24 protein-coding genes and 1 riboswitch are annotated in these 21,296 nt (G+C 35.7%); of the genes, 14 read left to right on the forward strand and 10 right to left on the reverse strand.

What is annotated here, in order from left to right; all coding sequences use genetic code 11:
- Positions 1–76: 76 nt before the first annotated feature.
- Positions 77–409 carry a MerR family transcriptional regulator gene (locus B0I22_RS15295; protein WP_133946325.1) on the reverse strand — a complete coding sequence of 111 codons (333 nt, stop codon included), beginning with the start codon at positions 407–409 and terminating at the stop codon, positions 77–79.
- Between the two features lie 81 nt (positions 410–490).
- Here B0I22_RS15295 and B0I22_RS15300 point away from each other — a divergent pair, with 81 nt between their 5' ends.
- Entirely contained in the window at positions 491–1,381 is an 891-nt protein-coding gene (locus B0I22_RS15300) for an SMP-30/gluconolactonase/LRE family protein (RefSeq protein WP_133946326.1), read from the forward strand.
- Positions 1,382–1,395: 14 nt separating this feature from the next.
- Here the strand turns inward: B0I22_RS15300 and B0I22_RS15305 are convergent, their stop codons facing one another.
- Complete coding sequence (locus tag B0I22_RS15305; RefSeq protein ID WP_133946328.1) at positions 1,396–2,703, reverse strand: DEAD/DEAH box helicase; 1,308 nt, start codon at positions 2,701–2,703, stop codon at positions 1,396–1,398.
- 413 nt (positions 2,704–3,116) lie between these two features.
- Between B0I22_RS15305 and rpsA the strand changes: the two genes are divergently transcribed.
- Both rpsA and B0I22_RS15315 read left to right on the forward strand, forming a co-directional pair.
- On the forward strand, positions 3,117–4,922 hold the full coding sequence (rpsA, locus tag B0I22_RS15310) for a 30S ribosomal protein S1 (protein ID WP_133946330.1): 1,806 nt from the start codon (positions 3,117–3,119) through the stop codon (positions 4,920–4,922).
- A 110-nt stretch (positions 4,923–5,032) separates the two neighbouring features.
- Positions 5,033–6,016, forward strand: coding sequence for an EamA family transporter (locus B0I22_RS15315; RefSeq protein ID WP_133946331.1), 984 nt, complete (start codon positions 5,033–5,035; stop codon positions 6,014–6,016).
- A gap of 93 nt (positions 6,017–6,109) precedes the next feature.
- Here B0I22_RS15315 and B0I22_RS15320 read toward each other — a convergent pair whose 3' ends face one another.
- The 7 genes from B0I22_RS15320 to B0I22_RS15350 form a co-directional block, all read right to left on the reverse strand.
- Complete coding sequence (locus tag B0I22_RS15320) at positions 6,110–7,141, reverse strand: ligase-associated DNA damage response exonuclease (protein WP_133946333.1); 1,032 nt, start codon at positions 7,139–7,141, stop codon at positions 6,110–6,112.
- 46 nt (positions 7,142–7,187) lie between these two features.
- The gene (locus B0I22_RS15325; RefSeq protein ID WP_133946335.1) at positions 7,188–7,547 is read right to left on the reverse strand and encodes a rhodanese-like domain-containing protein; all 360 of its coding nucleotides are present in this window, start codon (positions 7,545–7,547) and stop codon (positions 7,188–7,190) included.
- Positions 7,544–7,846 (reverse strand): DUF3817 domain-containing protein, encoded by a 303-nt coding sequence (locus tag B0I22_RS15330; RefSeq protein ID WP_133946336.1) that lies wholly within the window; start codon positions 7,844–7,846, stop codon positions 7,544–7,546. The genes B0I22_RS15325 and B0I22_RS15330 overlap by 4 nt, the downstream gene beginning before the upstream one ends.
- 2 nt (positions 7,847–7,848) lie before the next feature.
- Positions 7,849–8,310, reverse strand: coding sequence for a hypothetical protein (locus B0I22_RS15335; protein ID WP_246022253.1), 462 nt, complete (start codon positions 8,308–8,310; stop codon positions 7,849–7,851).
- A gap of 66 nt (positions 8,311–8,376) precedes the next feature.
- Complete coding sequence (locus B0I22_RS15340; RefSeq protein ID WP_133946338.1) at positions 8,377–8,967, reverse strand: TetR/AcrR family transcriptional regulator; 591 nt, start codon at positions 8,965–8,967, stop codon at positions 8,377–8,379.
- A 124-nt stretch (positions 8,968–9,091) separates the two neighbouring features.
- The gene (locus B0I22_RS15345) at positions 9,092–9,598 is read right to left on the reverse strand and encodes a pyridoxamine 5'-phosphate oxidase family protein (RefSeq protein WP_133946340.1); all 507 of its coding nucleotides are present in this window, start codon (positions 9,596–9,598) and stop codon (positions 9,092–9,094) included.
- A gap of 38 nt (positions 9,599–9,636) precedes the next feature.
- Positions 9,637–10,500, reverse strand: a complete 864-nt coding sequence (locus tag B0I22_RS15350) for an SDR family oxidoreductase (protein WP_133946342.1) — start codon at positions 10,498–10,500, stop codon at positions 9,637–9,639.
- 165 nt (positions 10,501–10,665) lie between these two features.
- On the opposite strand from B0I22_RS15350, the gene B0I22_RS15355 reads away from it, so the two are divergent.
- From B0I22_RS15355 to B0I22_RS15375, 5 genes are all read left to right on the forward strand, one after another.
- The gene (locus tag B0I22_RS15355; RefSeq protein WP_133946344.1) at positions 10,666–11,697 is read left to right on the forward strand and encodes a helix-turn-helix domain-containing protein; all 1,032 of its coding nucleotides are present in this window, start codon (positions 10,666–10,668) and stop codon (positions 11,695–11,697) included.
- Positions 11,698–11,805: 108 nt separating this feature from the next.
- On the forward strand, positions 11,806–12,273 hold the full coding sequence (locus B0I22_RS15360) for a nuclear transport factor 2 family protein (RefSeq protein WP_133946345.1): 468 nt from the start codon (positions 11,806–11,808) through the stop codon (positions 12,271–12,273).
- A gap of 30 nt (positions 12,274–12,303) precedes the next feature.
- On the forward strand, positions 12,304–12,558 hold the full coding sequence (locus tag B0I22_RS15365) for a type 1 glutamine amidotransferase family protein (protein ID WP_133946347.1): 255 nt from the start codon (positions 12,304–12,306) through the stop codon (positions 12,556–12,558).
- Positions 12,559–12,588: 30 nt separating this feature from the next.
- Positions 12,589–12,903 carry a nuclear transport factor 2 family protein gene (locus B0I22_RS15370; protein WP_246022254.1) on the forward strand — a complete coding sequence of 105 codons (315 nt, stop codon included), beginning with the start codon at positions 12,589–12,591 and terminating at the stop codon, positions 12,901–12,903.
- A gap of 133 nt (positions 12,904–13,036) precedes the next feature.
- On the forward strand, positions 13,037–13,903 hold the full coding sequence (locus B0I22_RS15375) for a helix-turn-helix domain-containing protein (protein WP_133946351.1): 867 nt from the start codon (positions 13,037–13,039) through the stop codon (positions 13,901–13,903).
- Between the two features lie 11 nt (positions 13,904–13,914).
- On the opposite strand, the gene B0I22_RS15380 is transcribed toward B0I22_RS15375, so the two are convergent.
- The gene (locus tag B0I22_RS15380) at positions 13,915–14,247 is read right to left on the reverse strand and encodes a winged helix-turn-helix transcriptional regulator (RefSeq protein WP_133946353.1); all 333 of its coding nucleotides are present in this window, start codon (positions 14,245–14,247) and stop codon (positions 13,915–13,917) included.
- A 251-nt stretch (positions 14,248–14,498) separates the two neighbouring features.
- On the opposite strand from B0I22_RS15380, the gene B0I22_RS15385 reads away from it, so the two are divergent.
- The 6 genes from B0I22_RS15385 (at position 14,499) to B0I22_RS15410 (ending at position 21,277) form a co-directional block, all read left to right on the forward strand.
- On the forward strand, positions 14,499–14,885 hold the full coding sequence (locus B0I22_RS15385; protein WP_133946355.1) for a nuclear transport factor 2 family protein: 387 nt from the start codon (positions 14,499–14,501) through the stop codon (positions 14,883–14,885).
- 203 nt (positions 14,886–15,088) lie between these two features.
- The gene (locus B0I22_RS15390; protein ID WP_133946357.1) at positions 15,089–15,784 is read left to right on the forward strand and encodes an NAD(P)H-dependent oxidoreductase; all 696 of its coding nucleotides are present in this window, start codon (positions 15,089–15,091) and stop codon (positions 15,782–15,784) included.
- Positions 15,785–15,805: 21 nt separating this feature from the next.
- On the forward strand, positions 15,806–16,411 hold the full coding sequence (locus B0I22_RS15395) for an NAD(P)H-dependent oxidoreductase (RefSeq protein WP_133946359.1): 606 nt from the start codon (positions 15,806–15,808) through the stop codon (positions 16,409–16,411).
- A 200-nt stretch (positions 16,412–16,611) separates the two neighbouring features.
- A riboswitch (cobalamin riboswitch) is annotated at positions 16,612–16,802 on the forward strand.
- Positions 16,803–16,910: 108 nt separating this feature from the next.
- Positions 16,911–18,929 carry a TonB-dependent receptor plug domain-containing protein gene (locus tag B0I22_RS15400; protein WP_133946360.1) on the forward strand — a complete coding sequence of 673 codons (2,019 nt, stop codon included), beginning with the start codon at positions 16,911–16,913 and terminating at the stop codon, positions 18,927–18,929.
- On the forward strand, positions 18,926–20,062 hold the full coding sequence (locus B0I22_RS15405; protein WP_133946362.1) for a YncE family protein: 1,137 nt from the start codon (positions 18,926–18,928) through the stop codon (positions 20,060–20,062). Before B0I22_RS15400 ends, B0I22_RS15405 begins: the two co-directional genes overlap by 4 nt.
- A 12-nt stretch (positions 20,063–20,074) precedes the next feature.
- The gene (locus tag B0I22_RS15410; protein ID WP_133946364.1) at positions 20,075–21,277 is read left to right on the forward strand and encodes a cell surface protein; all 1,203 of its coding nucleotides are present in this window, start codon (positions 20,075–20,077) and stop codon (positions 21,275–21,277) included.
- Positions 21,278–21,296: the final 19 nt, after the last annotated feature.

The raw sequence follows: 21,296 nt of genomic DNA on the forward strand, positions 1-21,296 counted from the left end.
GATTCTAAAATATTATTATCTCCTCGATTATAAACACAGTAAAAACTATATAAATTAGTTTTTTTAGCATCCCAAATTAGTCGTTAAGTGAATTCTTCAACTTCAAAAGTTCCGCTTTTATGAATTCCAATCGGTCGATAATCGTGATGGTTTCTGAGATTTTCGTGTTGGTTGTCAAGGCTACTCTTGCGCCGTCCAAAGTGTAACCTTTTTCTTTGACAAGGTGGAAAATGATTTTCAAATTCTCAATGTCAGAAGGCGTGAAATAGCGATTTCCCTTCTTGTTTTTCTTCGGTTTGATGATGGGAAATTCCTGCTCCCAATAGCGAATGAGAGACGTGTTCACATCAAAAGCTTTGGCAACTTCGCCAATGGAATAATAAAGTTTATCCGGAAGATTGAGTTTCATTGATTAAAATCGAATTCTCAAAGATAATTATTTTTAATTCTTTTACACAAATTGTAACTTGCAACTTTAGAAATTTGATTTATGAAAAAGTATTTGAAGTTTGGTTGGATGGGGTTTTTGTTGGTTTTGATGAATTGTAAAGTTCAGAATTCCACCGGGAAATTGTTTGAAGTTCCGCCCACATTGCTTTCAAGCCAATTTACTTTTACGGAAGGTCCGGCTTCAGACAAGTTTGGAAATGTCTATTTCACAGACCAGCCGAATGACAAAATCTATTTCTGGAACTGGAAAACCAACAAAATCGAATTATTTCTAGATAAAACCGGACGCGCCAACGGAACTTATTTTGATAAAAATGACAATCTGATTACTTGTTCGGATGACAATGGCGAAATCTGGAAATTCAATAAAAACAAAGAAATCGAAGTTCTGTCCAAAGGTTTTGAAGGCAAAAGACTAAATGGTCCCAACGATCTTTGGATTGATAAATTTGGCGGAATTTATTTCACAGACCCGCTTTACAAAAGAGATTATTGGAAAAATTTCAAGGAAGAAATTCCACAGAGAAATTTGTATTATCGAAATAAAAACGGAACGATCACAAAACTGGAAACTTTCGTTCAGCCTAATGGAATCATTGGTTCCGAAAAACTTAAAAAACTTTTTGTTTCTGATATTGATGCCAATAAAACTTACGTCTATGATATTCTTGGCGAAGGAAAATTATCTGAAAAAAAACTCTTTTGCGAAATGGGTTCCGACGGAATGACGCTTGACAACCAAGGAAATCTGTATCTCACAGGAAAAGGTGTGACGATTTTCAATAATAAAGGTGAAAAAATAACCAACATTCCAATTGATGAAAATTGGACTTCGAACGTCACTTTTGGAGGAGAAAATAATTCCACTTTGTTCATCACGGCTTCACATTCTGTCTATATTTTAAAAATGAATGTTTCCGGAATTCAATAAAAAAAATCGCTTATTTAATAAGCGATTTCTATTTTTACCTTCTTGCCTTTCAGTTTTTCGTTGGCGAGTTTTTTCAGAAGTTCGATGGTTTTTTTTCGGTTGACTGCGACGTAAGAAGTTGTGTCTTTTACCTCGATTAAGCCAATGTCGTCTTTTTCAAGTTGTCCTTTTTTGATGAGATAACCAACAATATCCACTTTGTTGACTTTGTCTTTTTTTCCTGCGCTGATGTAAATCGTTTGATTCGGTGTTCTTTCTGGAACTCGATTAGCTTCCGAAACATTTTCTTCTGGCGTATTGCTTTTTATGAATGGAAAATTCTCATCCTCAGTCATAATTAAATAAGCAAACCCTTTTGCATTCATTCTCGCCGTTCGCCCGTTTCTGTGGATGAAAGCATCTTCTTTCGGAGGCAATTGATAATGAACAATAGATTCCACTTCAGGAACGTCCAAACCTCTGGAGGCCAAATCTGTCGTAATTAATATTCTGGCAGAATCATTTCTGAATTTCAAAAGCGCACGTTCACGCTCGTCTTGTTCCATTCCGCCGTGGAAAGTTTCTCTTTGGATTCCTTTTTCTCTTAATAATTCTGAGATTCTGTCAACCGCATCTCTGTGATTGCAGAAAATCAAAGTTCTTTTGTTTCCGATTTTACAGATTAATTGGAATAAAGTGTTCAGTTTTTCCTCTGGAGTCGTCATTACCTTTTTCAGCTGGATGTTCGGTTTTGACTCGTTTTCTTTAAGGAAGTTGATTTTCTTTTCTTGATTAAGTTCTACAAATTTTGGAATATTGTCCATCACCGTTGCAGAAGTCAAAATCCGTTGAGAAAGACCTGTCAAAGAACCGATTATGTATTCCATATCTTCCTGAAAACCTAATTCTAAAGCTTTATCAAATTCATCCAAAACCAAAGTCTTGATGGTTTCCGGATTGAAATTTTCGTTTTTTAAGTGATAAGCAATTCTTCCGGGCGTTCCAATTAAAACTGCAGGCGCTTCAATCAAATTGTTAACCTCAATTTTTTTGTCGTGTCCGCCGTAAGCGATAGAAACTTTGAAATCTGTTCCCATCGATTTGAAGACCTGCTCAATCTGCAATGCTAATTCTCTCGCTGGAACTAATATTAAAGCCTGAATTCCTTTTACATCGGATTTTAAATTTTTAAGAACAGGAAACAAAAATGCCAAAGTTTTTCCAGAACCTGTTGGTGACAGAAGAATTATGTCGGTTTCGTTTTCAGAAGCGGTGTATGTAGATTTCTGCATTTGATTCATATCTTGAATCTGCAGTTTTTCGAATATTGGTTGTAATTCCATTTTGCAAAGATAAGAGATTTTGAGTTTCAGGTTGTAGGTTCAAGGTTTGAGGTTGATAGCGACATTTCTAAATTTTATCATTCATCATTTATCGCTCATCATCAATAGCCCCGATAGAAACGGTTACCCCACAGCAAGCGATGGGAAAAGCTCTGGCGCGAGGAGTAATAGTGGATAGCGGGAAATAGCTCCTGATAATTTGTTTAATTATTGATTGACTATCAATAAGTTATAACTAAATTCAAGTTCTTTGAAAATATTGTTGGTTTCAATTATTTTTCTTAATTTTGCACCACTTTTGTGAACGCACTTTCGGCGAAGTAAAACATTAACAATTAACATCTTCCATATTTTTCAGGATTCACAGCAAAGCCAAAGTCTGAAGTAATTAGGAATACAAATTTTTTTAGAAAATGTCAAAAGAGACAAATTCAGCAGAGGTTCTTTTGAACCAAAACGTAGCACCAGAACAATTTGATTGGGATTCTTTCGAATCAGGTCTTAACGCAGAAGACAGAAGCGAGAAGAAAGAATTGGAAGAAATCTACAACGGTTCTCTTAACAATCTTGCAGACAACGATGTAATCATCGGGAAAGTTGTAAGATTAACTGATAAAGAAGCTATCGTAGATATCAACTTCAAATCTGAAGGTGTTATTTCTCTTAACGAATTCCGTTACAACCAAGGTCTTAAAGTAGGCGATGAAGTTGAGGTAATGGTTGACAGAAGAGAGGACAAAACAGGACAATTACAATTATCTCACAGAAAAGCTAGAACGCTTAAAGCTTGGGATAGAGTAAACGAACTTCACGAAACTGGAGAAATCGTAAACGGTTTTGTAAAATCTAGAACTAAAGGAGGTATGATCGTTGATGTTCACGGAATCGAAGCATTCTTGCCAGGTTCTCAGATCGACGTTAAACCAATCAAAGATTACGATCAGTTTGTAGGAAAAACTATGGAGTTCAAAGTTGTGAAAATCAACCCTGAGTTCAAAAACGTAGTTGTATCTCACAAAGCGCTTATCGAAGCAGATCTTGAAGGTCAAAAAAGAGAGATCATCGGTCAATTAGAAAAAGGACAAGTTCTTGAAGGAACTGTTAAGAATATTACTTCTTACGGTGTATTCGTAGATCTTGGAGGTGTTGACGGATTGATCCACATTACAGACCTTTCTTGGTCTAGAGTTAATCATCCATCTGAAATCTTGGAAGACGGACAAACTGTAAAAGTTGTTATCCTTGATTTTGATGATGAGAAAACTAGAATCCAATTGGGTATGAAGCAATTAGAGGCTCATCCTTGGGATGCTCTTTCTGCTGACCTTAAAGTTGGTGACAAAGTAAAAGGAAAAGTAGTAGTTCTTGCTGACTATGGTGCATTCGTAGAGATCGCTCCAGGTGTAGAAGGATTGATCCACGTTTCTGAAATGTCTTGGTCTACTCACTTGAGAAGTGCAGGAGATTTCGTAAAAGTTGGTGATGAGGTAGAAGCAGAAGTATTGACTTTGGATAGAGAAGACAGAAAAATCTCTCTAGGTATCAAGCAATTGAACAAAGATCCTTGGGAAAATATCGAAGCTAAATATCCAGTAGGTTCTCAACACGTTGGAACTGTAAGAAACTTCACAAACTTCGGAGTATTCGTAGAATTGGAAGAAGGAATCGATGGATTGATCTATATCTCAGACCTTTCTTGGACTAAGAAGATCAAGCACCCATCTGAGTTCTGTGCAGTTGGAGATAAATTAGATGTTATCGTATTGGAACTTGATACGCAAGCAAGAAGATTGTCTCTAGGTCACAAACAATTGACTGAAAACCCTTGGGATAAATTCGAAACTAAATACGCTGAAGGAACTGTACACGCTGGAAAAGCGACTGAAGTACACGACAAAGGTGCATCTATCCAGTTCGAAGACGTAGAAGTTGAAGCATTCTGCCCATCAAGATTATTAGAGAAGGAAGACGGATCTAAAATCAAAAAAGGTGACGAAGCTCAATTCAAGGTGATCGAATTCAACAAAGAATTCAAAAGAGTAGTAGTTTCTCATACAGGAATCTTCCGTGACGAAGAGAAAAAGAATGTAAGAGATAACTCAAACAGATCTAACAACAACAGCAACACATCATCTTCTTCTAACAACGAAGAAAAATCAACACTTGGTGATATCGATGTATTGGCAGAATTGAAAAGAAAAATGGAAGAAGGAAAATAATCACTTTCCAACATTTTAAATATCAAGCCACTCTGCAAAGAGTGGCTTTTTTTATTATAATTCTTTAGATCAATTTTAATATCGTAATTTTGGCGGCTCGAAAATAATTTATGGAGAAAAAAAATATTCTAAAAGGTGTTCTGTTTGTTGGTCTTGGAGCCAGTATTTATGGGATGCTTGCAACTTTTGTAAAGATGTCTTACAAAGATGGATTCACCACTTCGGAAGTTACCACGGCGCAGTTTGTTCTGGGGTTCTTGGGATTATTGATTCTAAATGTGATCCAAACAAAAACATCCAAAAAACAACTGTCAAAACCAAGCCCAAAAGAAATCAAAATGTTGATGATTACAGGAACATCTTTGGGTTTCACCAGTTTGTTTTATTATATCGCAGTTCAGTACATCAATGTTTCTATCGCCATAGTTTTGTTAATGCAATCGGTGTGGTTTAGTGTGGTTGTAGAAAGTTTTATATCCAAAAAATTCCCGAATGCGAGAAAAGTCATTGCAACAATTATTGTTTTGATAGGAACTGTGTTGGCAACCAATCTTATCAATATGGAAGTTGAGATCGACTGGCACGGCATCTTCTGGGGTTTGCTTGCAGCAGCATCATTCACGATGACAATGTTCACATCCAACACTTTAGCGACGCATTTGCCAGTTTTAAGAAAAAGTATTACGATGCTTTCCGGAGGAATGGTGATTGTAATGTTGTTCTTGTTTTTCGCACAGATTGGACCATTGTATTTTGATGGACTAAAATCTTTTTATCTCAATTTTACCGAAAATACGGAACACATCAGACCATTTGATTACTCCATTTTTTGGACTTATGGTTTTATTTTAGCATTATTTGGAACCGTTATTCCACCAATTTTGTTCAATTTGGGTTTCCCGAATGCCGGTTTGGGATTGGGCAGTATCATCTCATCTTTGGAACTTCCAGTCTCTGTGACAATGGCTTTTATGCTCTTGGGAGAAAAAGTACTTCTCATCCAGTGGGGCGGAATTGTGCTAATATTACTTGCAATTGTTCTGATGAATTTACCATCAAAAAATGAACCTCAAGAAGCAAAGGCTTATCATTAATTGTGATTTTTTTCAAATCATTTACATAAAAAGTTTACAAACGTCACAAGAGAAATGTGGCGTTTTTTTTTATGCGAATTTTTTTTTGTTAGATTAATGATTCTCCTGAATTTCAATGTTGTCAGCAACGTTTTTTTCAACAACTTCCTCATCGCCGTACAAAGTTTCCACAACATCAGATTTAATTCCGATTTCATTTAAATATTTCGAAAAAACTTCGGTCTGGCCGTGTGTGACGTGAACAATTTCGGCTTCGGTAGCTTTGATGGCTTGCAATAATCCTTTCCAATCGGCGTGATCGCTCATCGGAAAACCGGCATCCATACTTCGCCATCTTCTGGCACCACGAACCTGCATCCAGCCGGAACAAATTGCTGTCGCCGCGTCCGGGATTTTCTTGATGACATTGCTGTCCAACAATGCAGGCGGAACAATCACAATATCGCCGGCAACGTGTTTGATACTTTCCCTGAAATCTGGCGTTTCATACTTCGGAAGTACGATTCCAACTTCTTCAAAAGCTTTATTCAGTTTCCCAATTGAGTAGTGAACGTGGATTTTTCCCATTCCTTCAACGGCTTTCATAATTCGCTGGGCTTTACCTAATGAATAGCCTATGAACACAGAAGTCTTTTGATTTTCTTGATTCCTCAAAACCCAATTCTGCATCCTTTTGTTCAATTCGTCAACTTCCAACCAATTGTAAATCGGAAGTCCAAAAGTACTTTCAGTTACAAATTCATTACATTTTACCAATTCAAAAGGCGTACTCAAACCATCATCCTGAACTTTGTAATCACCCGAAATCACGCTCACGTAACCTTTGTATTCCAGACGAATCTGCGCTGAACCAATAATGTGACCAGCCGGATGCATTGAAAGTTTTACGCCATTAATATCCAAAACTTCACCGTAATGCAAAGTCTGACATTCGATGTCCGGAGAAATTCTTTGGTGTAAAATAGGCTTTGTGAAATGATGACAAAGATATTTTTTCATTCCCCATCGTGCGTGGTCTGCGTGACCGTGCGTAATGACAGCATAATCAACAGGTCGCCAAGGGTCAATATAAAATTTCCCCTGTGGACAATAAATGCCTTTGTTTGTGAATGTGATGAGTTTCAAGAGAATAATAATTGGTTATTTCTGAATATTCAAAAAACTGACCAAATTATTTTAAATCCAGACTTTTCTGCAAATCGCTGCAAGCTCCACCGTTATAAACTTTTTTGAAACCTTTTTCTTTTAAAATATGTTCAACTTTTACGCTTCTCAAACCGTGCGAACAAACTGTGATGTAGGTTTTATTTTTGTCAAGTTCAATATATCTTTCTCTGATTTCGCCTAAAGAAATATTCTGTGAACCGGAAATATGACCCATTTCAAACTCTTTTTCTGTTCTTACATCGAGAATTATGGCGCCGTTTTTAATTAATTTATCTAAACCCTCGTCTAAAGTCTGGTATTTATAAACTCTGTAAACAACGTAAATCAGTAGGATAATGCCACAAAAAATCAGGATATTCTTCATAATTTGCTCAGTATTTTTTTATCAATATAGAATGTTCCAAATGGAATGATGCACGCCAAAAGTACTTTCCACGTTGTGTCTTTGAATTTCCAGTTTTGTTCAACACCAACGCTCAAAGTATTGAATAAAAACAGTAGAAATAATGAACCGTGAATTGGTCCCATCATTTTTACTAAAGCTGGATTATCAAATCCGTATTTCAGCGGAACGGCGATGAATATTAAGGTTAATAATGAAATCCCTTCAAGAATGGCAATGATTCTCAAACGTCCGATTTTGGTTTTAAATAGATCAATCATAATTATCTGAAATAAGGTCTGTTTGCAAGTGGAGAAAATGGCCACGGAATAGCAATGAAAATAATAAGTAAAGCGATTGAAAAGTAAAGCAGCATTGTTTTAAATTTTTCTTTATCAGTCGTTTTTCTTTTAGAAATTGAAGAACCAATTGTTATTAAAATAATGGAAAACAGCATCAGAAAAATATGAATCAACCCGAAAAAGATTAAATCAAATGATTCTTTAGCTTCGTTAAAATTTTTCCAAAAGTATTTGATAATAGGACTTTGAGAATATAATGTAATTCCCAAAACCAATTGAATTTGGGCAATCGTAGCTGTCCAATGTCTTACTGAATTATCTGTTTTTGTAAATTCTTTTTGTTTAAAATAACCTTTGTAAACTCTAAAAATTGAGTAGAGCAAACTTAGTAAAACCAGCCATCGAAATGTGGAGTGCAAAAATGTAAGCGTCTGATACATCATCAATTATTTTGATGAAGCAAAAGTAAATAAAAAACATACTAATTAGTATGTTTTTTATTGAAAAAATTATTTAAGAGTTTCAAAATAAGACTTAAGTCCCTTTAAGTAAATAAGATACACCGATTTTGAATTTTCTAATTTACCTAAATTTCTCACGCCCCAATAACCAGACATCACAAAAACAGCAACTTCCTTAGCGGAAACTTCAGTTTTGATAATTTCATTTTCTTTTGCTTTTTCAATTGCGTCAATCATTGTTTTTTCCCAATCTAAGGAAAGCGTATTTAATGCTTTTGTAAATTCAACATTCCAAGGAGCCATTTCTTGAGTGAAATTGGAGGCTGGACAACCGTATTCAACTTTTAAATCTTCACTTTCCATCAGTAAATAATGCAGTAAACTGTAAATCGTATCCAGCGGATTTCCATCATTTTCAAATGGTTTGATGAAAGTGTTTTTGAAGTTCGGAATCATCAACTCATTTAGAATCGCCAAACCCATTTCATCTTTCGTTTTAAAATGGTAATAGAAAGCACCTTTTGTTACTTGAGTGGTTGCAATAATTTCGTCCACACTTGTCGTCTGATATCCATTTTTGTAAATCAAATCAAATGCTTTTTGGAGAATATTCAAACGGGTTTCTTGAGACTTTTTCATAAAATACTAATCGGTTTGTTTTGCAAAGGAACAAATATTATTTGTCTTGAAAACAACTTTTAATTTCATATAAAATCTCCAGCAAAATTTTACTGGAGATTTTATATGATTTAAATTTTTGATTTTAAATCTTCGCTGTTCCTTCCACACCGTCAGAATTATCGGTTTTATTTCCAGTAATTGCAGCGGTGGCGAAAGTTAGAAGACTTACTAATTTTCCAGCTTTTGTGTCCCAATAGTAAGTTTCCTTAGGCTCAACTCGGATAATGGAAACGTTCGGATCCTCTTTTCCATCGAACCAAGCGTTGGCCATTGGCGACCATTTGTCTTCGATGGTTGATCTGTCTGTGTAGATAAACGCTTCACCAAAAACCGAAAGATATTCGGAATTGCTGTTGTTCATAAAGTAAAGCTGAACGCGTTTGTCTTCTTTGATTTCGAAATTCTTGTTGCTCGTTTCACTGCTGATGAACCAAAGATTTCCGTTTTCGTCGGTTTCCTGCAATCCCATTGGTCGGGAGTTTACTGGTAATCTATCGAGTTCCGTGCAGAACATGCAGATTCTCGCTTTTTCAGAAAGTTCCTTGATTTTTTTGATTGCCTCTTGGCTTGTAAGATCTTGTGTTGACATAATATTTTATTTTTGTGATTGATTTTTATTAATATGATTTATCCATTTACAATTTCCCCGCCATTCGGATGAAGAACTTGCCCGCTGATGAAACTTGAGTCTTTACTGGCGAGAAATAGAAAACTAGGTGCCACTTCATTTGGCATTCCGGCACGTTTCATTGGCGAATCGCTCCCAAATTCTGAATTCTTTTTTGGTTTAAATGATGACGCAATTAGTGGTGTCCAAATTGGTCCAGGCGCAACGGCATTCACACGAATTCCTTTTTCAACAAGGTTGGCAGACAAACTTCTGGTGAAGGAAATAATTGCACCTTTGGTAGAAGCGTAATCAATCAATTCAGGACTGCCTCGATAAGCGGTTACGGATGATGTGTTGATGATACTTGCACCTTTTTTAAGATGTTTCAAGGCGTATTTCGTTGTCCAGAAATAAGAGAAAAAATTATTCTGAAATGTTCGTAAAAGTTGTTCTGTCGAAATTTCGTCTATAGATTCTGACTCCCAATGTAAAGCGACGTTGTTGACCAAAATATCAATTTTCCCAAAGCTTTTGATGGTTTCGCTAATAATTTTTTTACATTGATTTTCTTTGGAGAGGTCGGCTTTGATGATTTTGCAATCGACATTGTAAGCTTCAACTTCCTTTTTAGTTTCTTTCGCGTCTTTCGTTTCGCTGAGATATGCAATTACAATCTTCGCACCTTCCTTTGCAAATAGTAAAGCAACTGCTTTTCCAATGCCGCTGTCGCCACCGGTTATGATTGCGACTTTATCTTTTAGTTTTCCACCTTTTGGATAATCAATTGGATTGGTTTCTGGAAGCGGATTCATCTTTTCTTCCAAACCCGGACGCCTTTGTTTTTGCTGAGGTCTGATTTTCTTTTTTGTTTCTTTTTCCATTTTAGAATGACTTTCAATTAGCAGTTACAAATAATGTGCTACTTGTTAAGAATGCTTGATAAATGGGATTTTAATCAAAAATTAAATTCTAAATAGCTGTTCCAAAACAAACCTGAGCTTGATTTAATTTTAGTATTTTAGCACTGATAATTTTTTACTTTAATAATGACAGAGCCGAATCAGTTGCTTTTCTTTTTTAGTGCGTTAGGCGCGTTCAACGGTTTTCTGCTTTCGATATATTTTGCAGTTAATGCGAAGAAGAAAATTTTCGCCAACTATTTTTTAGCCTTGCTGTTGTTGGTTTTAAGTATTAGAATTATCAAGTCTGTTTTTTTCTATTTCAATCCGCAGTTGTCAAATATTTTTATTCAGATTGGGCTTTCTGCTTGCATTTTGATTGGTCCGTTTTTGTTTTTATATCTCAAGTCTTATTCAAACCAAGAGAAATCAAATTGGACAATTCATACAATTCCATTCATCATTGGAATTACAATTCTAGGAATTTTCTATCCTTATGTGGATCATCGCAAAATTTGGAGCAATTGGATTGTGACGGGAATCTATTTTCAATGGTTGATTTACATCATAACTTCATTCAAATATCTGAAACCCATTTTTAAAAAATTAAAAGCGAAAGAAAAATTAAAAGACCTTGATGTTTGGTTGCTTAGCATTTATTTTGGCGTGGTTGTGATTTGGCTGGCTTACAAATTTGGTGCGTATGCCTCTTACATTGTAGGAGCGTTGTCGTTTTCTTTTGTGTTCTATTTAATTCTGTTATTGGTGATTTTCAGAAATAGCCGAGAAACTACTTTTTTTCAGGAGAAAGAGAAATACAAAAACAAAGCAATTGACCAAGAAACTTTGAATCTAATGGAGCAAAAACTTTCAATAATTGTTGAAAAAGAATTGTTCCTCGATCCAAATCTTACTTTAGAAATGGTTGCAAAAGAACTTCAAGTAACGAAGCACCTACTATCGCAATACATCAATGAAACCTTGGGTAAATCCTTCTCAAATCTCATCAAAGAATACCGTGTTGAAAAAGCAAAACAACTCTTGCAAACCGAAAGCAATTTCACCATCGAAGGTTTGGGTTACGATAGTGGTTTCAGTTCAAAATCAACTTTTTTCACAGCATTCAAAAAAATCACGGGTTCTACGCCTGCAGAATACCAGAAATTGCATTCCAAATAAGTTCTATTTTAAAAATCAAACTCCTAAAATATAAATGAAAGCCTTTAGATAAAGCGTTTCCCAGATATTTGTACTCATAAATTTTAACAATTTTAAATCATTAAAAAAATGAGAAAAGTACTTTTATTGATTGGGTTCAATCTTTTATTTCTAAATGCAAGTGCCCAAACTGACGACAAATCGAGCGATTGGCATCAAATCGAAAAAACTTTAAATCTGTACATCGATGGTGTTGGAACAAGTGATTCTGTGAAGGTTTCAAAATCCTTTCACGACTCTTGGCAACTGAAATATCTCGAAGACGACCAACAGTTGAACATTATCAAAAAAGCAAAATATATAGAACGTTTCAATACGGCGCCTCACGCAAAATCCAGCAATTGGTCTGGTCGAATTGTTTTTATTGATGTCACAAATACAGCAGCCGTTGCCAAAGTGGAAATCAGTACTTCGAAACTGCTTTTTACGGATTATTTTAATTTGATGAAAACAAAAGATGGTTGGTTTTTAGTCGATAAAATTTCAACCAGAACGCCGCATAAAACAGTTGAAGTTCCTGCATCGAAATCGAAATAGTCAATATTAATTTCATTAAAATCAAAAATAATGATGAACCAAAAATTGAGTATTTTATTCGTACTAATTTTGTCTGTAATCGGTTTTAATACAACTATTCGAGCTCAAAATAAAATCCTATTTGTCACCTCCAATCAGGATTTCTATGGAAATACTAAAATCAGTACAGCCAATCATTTCGAGGAAATCGTTGTTCCGTATGATGTTTTTGTAAAAGCTGGTTATCAGGTCGATTTTATCAGTCCGAAAGGTGGCGCGATCCCAATTGGCTATATCAATTCATGATATTTTGCAGAAGAAATATCTTTACGATGCGTGGTTTATGGACATGGACAACCAGAAAGACTTCGAAAAGCGTTTCACTCGGATTTTAATTTATACACCGTCGCCAAAGATGCTTTGTGGATACGCTCGGGAGAAGAATATATTTCGAATGTGAAAGTCGGTGAAAAAGTCAATAGAATTGGAAAAATCATATCAATTGACATTGAAAAAGATGCAGCCATTGCAAAAGCGGAGATTTTAATTCCTAATGATCGCGTTTTCACAGACTATTTTTTATTATTAAAATACGAAGGCTCCTGGAAAATTGTGCATAAAAGTTATTCTTGGAGATATTTGTCAAAATAAGATGATTAACAACGAAGCAGATTTTTTCTGCTTCGTTGTTCTTTTAAAAAAAAATCGTACTAAATCTGAAAAATTTACTTCGACTTTTTGTATTAAATTAGCATTAATTTATGTTGATTTTTTTAATTTAAGAATGAAGAACTTTAAAACCTTCGCAGCGTACAACGAATATCTCGGTTTAAATCAACCTTTAGACAACGACATTGATGTTGGCTATTACGATCCACCCAATATGTTGTCTAAGTCTGAAGCTGTTGCGGTAGATTTTTATAGAATTTCGATCAAAATAAATTTGATTAATAAAAATACTCCAACGAAAAAACCTATTACTGCGGTATTTTTCAACAGTCCGGAAATGGTTGTGAGTGAAGGTTGGGATGTGGAACCGACTTACCAAGGAATGTATCTCCAATTGTCTAAAAAATTCATTGAAGAAAATAGATTTTTATTCAAAACTTATTTGGATTATGGGCAACACGAAGCGTTGCATTTGACGGATGATGAAGTGAAGGAAATTTCTGCCGTTTTTAAATTAATGATGAAATATTACGAAAGTGAAAAACGAAATTTCAACGTTCTTTTGTCTTACATCAATGTGTTGATCTCGTTAGTGGAAGCATTTTACAAGCGACAATTTTCTACCGATCCAAAACAATACAATCACATCGTTACAGATTTTCAGCAAAGCATTATTGATTATTACAATCAGCCTGTTTCACAACTTCCAAATGTGCAGTATTTTGCAGACAAACTGGGTTTGACAGCGAATTATCTGGGCGATATCGTTAAACATTTTACCCAAAAATCAGCATTAGAAAATATTCACGATTTTGTGATTAAAAAAGCAAAAGAATTGTTGCTGGAAAATCAAAAAATGAACACAACCGAAGTCGCTTATGAATTGGGGTTTGAATATCCGAATTACTTTTCAAAATTTTTTAAAAAGCAGGTAAATCTTACACCAAAAGAATTTCGATTGCAGGCGATGAAGAAAAAATAATTGTGTCTAAATCATACTAAATTTTCCAATCCAAATTCAGCCAATTTATCGACGATTGGCAAAGTTTTCAGTCCCAATTCTGTCAGCTGATATTCTACTTTTGGTGGGATTTCGGGATAGATTTTTTTTGTCACCAATTTGTTTTCAACAAGCATATTCAACTCCTGTATCAACATTTTTTCACTGATGCCTACAACCGCTCTTTTCAGTTCTCCATACCGCATCACATTTTCATTGATTTGAAATAAAATCATTAGCGTCCATTTTCCGCTCAACAGCATTAATGACGCTCGCACTGGACAGGTCGCATCGTAAGCTTGATATTTTATGATGTTTTTATTCATTGATAATCAGTTATTCTAACCATTTGGTAGGTACTTTACTTATATGTAAGTACTTGTACAAAAGTAAGTAATACGATAATTTTGTACAAATAATTTTAAGAAATATAAATAAGAAAAGCATTTATAATTAATTGATATTCAAAATGATTCTTTTGAAGATGCAGATTTTCACAATGCATTTCTGAGTGCGTTATCATTTTTTATACTAATGTGAAAAATACGAGAGACTTAATTAAAAAAAATATAAATTTATGACAACAAAAGAAGTAGTAACAGCTTATTCAGTAGCACTTTCACAAGGTGACATTCCAACGGCATTTTCGCATTTCAGTCCCGATGCAAGATGGCATCAACCCGGAAATCATAGATTGTCTGGAACAAAAAATGGACTAGACGAGATTGGCAAAATGTTGGGCGAAATGATGGAGATCACAAATGGTTCATTGGTAGTAAATCCAACAGGCGATTTGATGTCAAACGGAAATTTTGTGTCTTTCCCAGTGCGTTTTAGCGGGAAAAATGGCGAAAAAACGATTGATATGAATGGTGTGGATTTGTTTGAAGTCGTGAACGAAAAGATCGTACAGGTTTGGTTATTTTCTGAAGACCAGGATGCCGAAGATATTTTCTGGAGCTAAGTTCGGAACAAGAAAACGGAAAACTATAACCGACAGCTTGATTTGCAAATTTTGTACAATCGAGCTGTCGTTTTTTATTGAATGAAGAATCTTATAATATTCAAATGTTTATAAACCGTAATTTGTTTCTTTTTTATTGGTAATCTGTTTCCATAGTTCTTTCTGATAGCTTTTACCTTTGTTTTATAATTAAATATAAATCAATGAAAGCAAAAAACAGCCTTCTATCATTCCTGATATTCTTGTCGTTTGGAATAAACTTGAACGCTCAAAATTCTTCTTCAAAAGATAAATCTACACAGAAAACGGTTTTACTAATCAACACACATGTGACTTATCCCGGTTGGTCGGAAGGGAAATTAAACACTTCCTTTTATAATGTGGCAAAGGAGTTTTTTATCTCAAAAAATTACAAAGTTTTAGAAACAAAAGTTGAAGACGGTTACAATGCTGATGACGAAGTTGAAAAACATTTGCAAGCCGATATTGTCATTCTACAAACACCGATAAATTGGGAAAATACACCTTGGATTTACAAAAAATATGTGGACGAAGTTTTTAACAGCGCTTTAAAAAGTAAAAAATTCCTTTCAGGCGATGGACGTACAGCGGAAGAAGGCTCAAAACAATACGGAATGGGCGGAAAAATGATTGGTAAAAAGTTTATGATTTCCGCAACCTGGAACGCCCCGGAAGAAAGTTTCAACAATCCTAAAAATCCACTTTGGAAAGGTAAAACTGCCGATGATGCTTTGTTTAATATAGCCGCAAATTACCTGTTCACGGGTTTTGAAGTGGTTCCCGGACATTATTGTTACGATGTTTATCACAACAAACACATCAAACAAGATTTAGAAAATTATCCTGCCTATTTGCAAAAAGTGTTTAACATCCAATAAAAATATTCAATAGAAATTACTATGAAATCAAATAAAAAAGTTCTCTTAATCAATACACATTTAAAATATCCAAACTGGTCCGAAGGTCTTCTGAATGATGCTTTCCATCAAAAAGCAAAAGAGTTTTTCTTGTTTAAAGGTTTTGAAGTTTTAGAAACAAAAGTAGAGGACGGTTATGATGCAGAAAAAGAAGTCGGAAAACATCTTGAAGCTGATTTTATCATTTTGCAAACGCCTATTAATTGGTTTGGTGCGCCGTGGATCTACAAAAAATATGTTGACGAAGTTTTCAACGCTGGTTTACAAGATGCGCGATTTCTTTCCGGCGATGGCAGAACGCGTGAAGACTTAGCCAAGCAATACGGAACCGGCGGAAATATGCTAGGAAAAAAGTTTATGATTTGCAGCACTTGGAACGCTCCAAAAGCAAGTTTTGATGACCCAAATCAACTTCTTTTTGAAGGTAGAAGTACGGCAGATGTTCTCATTCAGATCACCAGCAATTACCGTTTTTGTGGTGTTGAAATTGTGGCAGATTACAACTGTTTCGATATTTTTAAAGATGGCAATATTGTTGAAGATTTAGATAATTATCCGAAACATCTGGAAAATGTTTTCAATATTTGATAGTATTCTAATATTGGACGTTTTATCGCCGATGCATTTGCAAAACCTGAAAATTTTAGCAGGATAAGTTCGTTAATATCTGAGATAAACTAGAATTAAGCTATTACCAATCAGCTTCCCAAGGATTTGGTCTTGTGACAAACTTAAAAGTGATGGGTTTTCTATCGCTTTTTTTAATTGAATTTTTAAATCTATTTTATATATCTTTGCGCCAATCTGGTGAGCCGTAAAAAGCGCTTAATAGGGAATCCGGTGAAAATCCGGAACAGACCCGCTACTGTAAGCTTCACAAAAAGGTTTTTGAAAATTATATCCACTGTTCGCATTGGCGAATGGGAAGGATTTCAAAAATGAAGTAAGTCAGGAGACCTGCCAGAAGTTTAATATTTGACGCTTTCGTGGAATAAAGCTTAGTCAACAATGATTTTGTACAGCATCTACTGTGCATTATCCTTGCTTTCTTACCTCCATTAGCGTCATCATTATTCGATATGAGCTAATGGTGACACGACTTACTTCCCGGTTTTTCACAACCGCTGTTGCAATATTTGCGACAGCCTCATCTTTCTGTTTTTCCCAGTCCAAAAAAGACACGATAGACGAAACAGAGATTCTTAAAGTTGAAGTTTACAAAAAGAATTTTAAAGAAATTTTACCAGTTCAAACGCTTTCCGGAGAACAATTGGAAAGACTCAACAGCCAATCCGTTGCCGATGCTTTGCGGTATTTTTCAGGTGTTCAAATCAAAGATTACGGTGGAATTGGCGGACTCAAGACAATCAATATTCGAAGTATGGGAAGCCAGCACGTTGGTGTTTTCTATGACGGCATCCAATTGGGAAATGCGCAAAACGGCGTTGTGGATTTAGGAAGATTTTCTTTGGATGATATCGAGGAAATCTCACTTTACAACGGACAAAAATCTGAAATTTTCCAGCCTGCTAAAGATTTTGGTTCGTCAGGTTCGATTTATCTTCAGCCAAAAACGCCCAATTTTAAATTTGATAAAAAAACAAATCTCGTTCTGAGATTGAAGAACAGTTCAATTGATTTGTTCAATCCGTCTTTCCGATTGGAACAGAAGATTTCAGATAAAATTTCAGCGAGTTTCAGTTCAGAATTTTTGCAGAGCGATGGCGTTTACAGATTTCGATATTACAAAAAATATCCGGACGGCGCTTTGGCGTATGACACAATTGCCAGACGATTTGATTCTGATATCAAAGCCAAACGATTCGAAACCAGTTTCCACGGAATTATGAACAACGGGACTTGGAACGTGCGAGGTTACGGTTACATTTCAAATCGTGGGATTCCGTCTGCGATTGTGAATAATAGGTTTGATGGAAGAGGACAGCGTTTGGTGGAAGAGAATTATTTCGTTCAAGCCAACTTCCGAAAGAAACTATTTCCCAAGTTTGAGACTCAGTTCAAAGCGAAATTTGCTTACGATTACACAAAATATATCGACACGGTTTCATCAATTAAAATTCAAAATCAATACATCCAGAGAGAAGTTTATTTGTCTTCTTCCAATATTTATTCTGTAACGCCGGATTGGGATGTCAGCGCGAGTTTCGATTTTCAATATAACAATCTTGATGCGGATTTGGTCAATTTTTCTTTCCCGACGCGTTACACATCTTTGGTTTCCTTTGCAACGACTTATCAGTGGAAAAAGCTCAAATTCTTGGGCAGTGTTTTGGGAACTTTTGTTCACGAAGATGTTCAGCTTAATGCAAAATCGCCGGATAAAAATATTTGGACGCCAGCCACTTTTTTGAGTTATCAACCTTTTGATTCCAAGGATTTTACTTTGAGAGCGTTCTACAAACGGATTTTCCGAATGCCAACTTTCAATGATTTGTACTACACGATGATTGGCAATTCTTTCCTTGAGCCGGAATTTACGAATCAATACAATCTGGGTTTTACCTATCATAAGGATTTTAACAATCAGAATTTCAAAGCTTTATATTTTAAAGTGGATGGCTATTTTAACAAAGTTGAAAACAAAATCATCGCTTCACCAACCGGAAATATGTTCCGATGGATGATGTTGAATCTTGGCGAAGTAGAAATCTTGGGAACGGATGTCAATCTTCAGGGTGAAATGCATTTCGGGAAACTCAAAATCAAGCCTTTAATCAATTATACTTTCCAACGCGCCAGAGATTTTTCGGACCGTGGAGAGACGTATTTTGGTCATCAGATTCCTTACACACCTTGGCATTCCGGGACTTTTTCTTTGATGTCAGATTACAAAGATTGGAGTTTCAATTACAGTTTTGTTTACGTTGGCGAGCGTTACGATGGTCAGCAGAACAACATTCAGTACAATTACATTCAGCCTTGGTATACGCACGATTTGTCGGTTCAGAAAAAGATGAATTGGAAAAATCATCAGTTCAAAGCCAGTTTTGAGGTCAATAATATTTTCAATCAATATTATGATGTCGTGCTGAATTATCCAATGCCGGGACGGAATTTCAAACTCATCTTAAGCTTTACATTATGAAGAAAATAATCATCATTTTAGACCTAATCGCATTGGTTTTATTAATGTCTTGCCGAACGGATGAAATCATTGTGCGTCCAGAAGTTGAGGAAGGTCTTGCTCCACCTGAAAATACGGCTATCAAAGGATTTTATCTTTTGAATGAAGGCAATATGGGAAGCAACAAATCGACTTTGGATTTCTTTGATTACACCACGGGAAATTACCGAAGAAATATCTACGCGGAAATCAATCCGGATGTGGTGAAGGAATTGGGCGATGTGGGAAATGACATCAAAATCTACGGAAGCAAACTCTACGCAGTCATCAATGTTTCCAATAAAATCGAAGTTTTGGACGCGAAAACAGCGAGGCGAATTAAAACCATTAATCTTGAAAATTGCAGATATGTCACTTTTAATGAAGGGAAAGTCTATGCATCAAGTTATGCTGGGCCAATCGTTTTGGAACCCAATGCACCGCTCGGAAAAGTGGTCGAGATTGATACCCTTTCGCTTTCTGTAAAGAGAGAAGTTGTGGTTGGTTATCAGCCGGAAGAGATGCAGATCATCGGAAATAATCTTTATGTCGCCAACTCTGGCGGTTACCGTTTTCCTAATTACGACAGAACGGTTTCGGTTGTGGATTTAAGTTTGTTTACAGAAACCAAAAAAATCGATGTAGCCATCAATCTTCATCACGTCGAAAAGGATAATTACGGCGACTTGTATGTGAGTTCGAGAGGTAATTATTATGATATTTCATCCAGCTTATTTTTAGTAGATCCGATTTCTGGAGCGGTGAAAAAAGACTTCAAAATTGCCGTTAGCGAAATGACGATTGTGAACGACAAGCTTTATTATTTCGGCAACGACTTCAATTACAACACCAATACTTCCAACAAATCTTTCGGAATCATCGATGTGAAAACCGAGCAGATCATTTCCAATAAAATCATTGATCAGCAATATGCGGACGAAATCAAAACGCCTTATGGAATTGCCGTTAACCCAATCACAGAAGATATTTACATCACCGATGCTCGGAATTATGTTTCCACGGGATTTGTCTATTGTTTCGATAAAAATGGAAAATTCAAATGGAAAACAGAAGCCGGAAATATCCCTGCGCACTTCACTTTTTTATACAAATAAATCATTATAAATATGAAAAATATTAATCCAAAATTAGCTATTTACGCCTTACTTTCCCTTGGAATTATCGCTTGTAAAAGTGAAAGAGATGAGGTTGACGGCGGAACTACACCTATCGCACTTCTGAAAGATTCTTACACGATAGACCGCTTCAAAGTTCTGAACATTGCGCCTGAAATTTCTGCCAACTCAAAACTCATTTGGAGCGTGAATGATTCGGTGATTTCTAACAATTTGGATTTGGATTTTATCAGCCCTTACGCCAAAACTTATCCTTTGACTTTGAAGGTTGAAAGCAATGGAACCACAACAACTTACACTTCGAAAATCATTGTTAATAAAGAAAATACCGCTTACAGTAAATATATTTCTAAAGTCTTGGAATATCAGCCTGCAGTTGGGCAGTTCATCAACAAACTTCCAATTTTCGAAACGGGCGACAACTCAGAAAAAATGTTGACCAAAGCGAGCGAATATCTCATCGGAGAAAACTCAAAAGCTTTGACACTTGGTGGTTTCGGAGGTTACGTGGTTTTTGGCTTTGATCACACGATTCCAAATATGAATGGTCGAGATTTCAAAGTTCTTGGAAATGCTTTTTGGGCAAATGGAACTGGACCGGAACGCACCGGAAACTGCGAACCTGGAATCATAATGGTGGCTTACGACAAAAATAAAAACGGAAAACCCGATGCTGACGAATGGTACGAAATCGCAGGAAGCGAATATTTCAAAGATTCAACCATAAAGGATTATGCCATCACATATCACAAACAGGCAGATAATCATATTCCTGTGAAAGGAAGCGCATCTTGGCAATTGGATATCGAGCACGTGAAGTGGGAAGATAATCAGGGAAATAGTGGATTTAAAACCAAGAATTCATTCAACACACAGAGTTATTATCCGCTTTGGTTTTCTAATGTAAGTTATACATTATCAGGAACTAAGATTGCGGATAATTATATTGACCAAAGTGGAACGGGAACTTTCTGGGTTGGAAAATCTTACGCTTTCGGCTATGCTGATAATGCACCAAATAACGACGAAGCTTCCAATATCGATATTTCTTGGGCGGTGGACAAAAACGGTAAATACGTCACACTTCCCGGAATTGATTTCGTGAAAGTTTACACTGCAACCAATCAGGAAGCTGGTTGGCTTGGTGAGATTTCTACCGAAGTGGCAGGCGCTTACAATCTCTTTTTAAAATAAATAACAACAAATATTTTTA

It is taken from the genome of Epilithonimonas xixisoli (assembly GCF_004365655.1).
GTDB classification, from domain to species: domain Bacteria; phylum Bacteroidota; class Bacteroidia; order Flavobacteriales; family Weeksellaceae; genus Epilithonimonas; species Epilithonimonas xixisoli.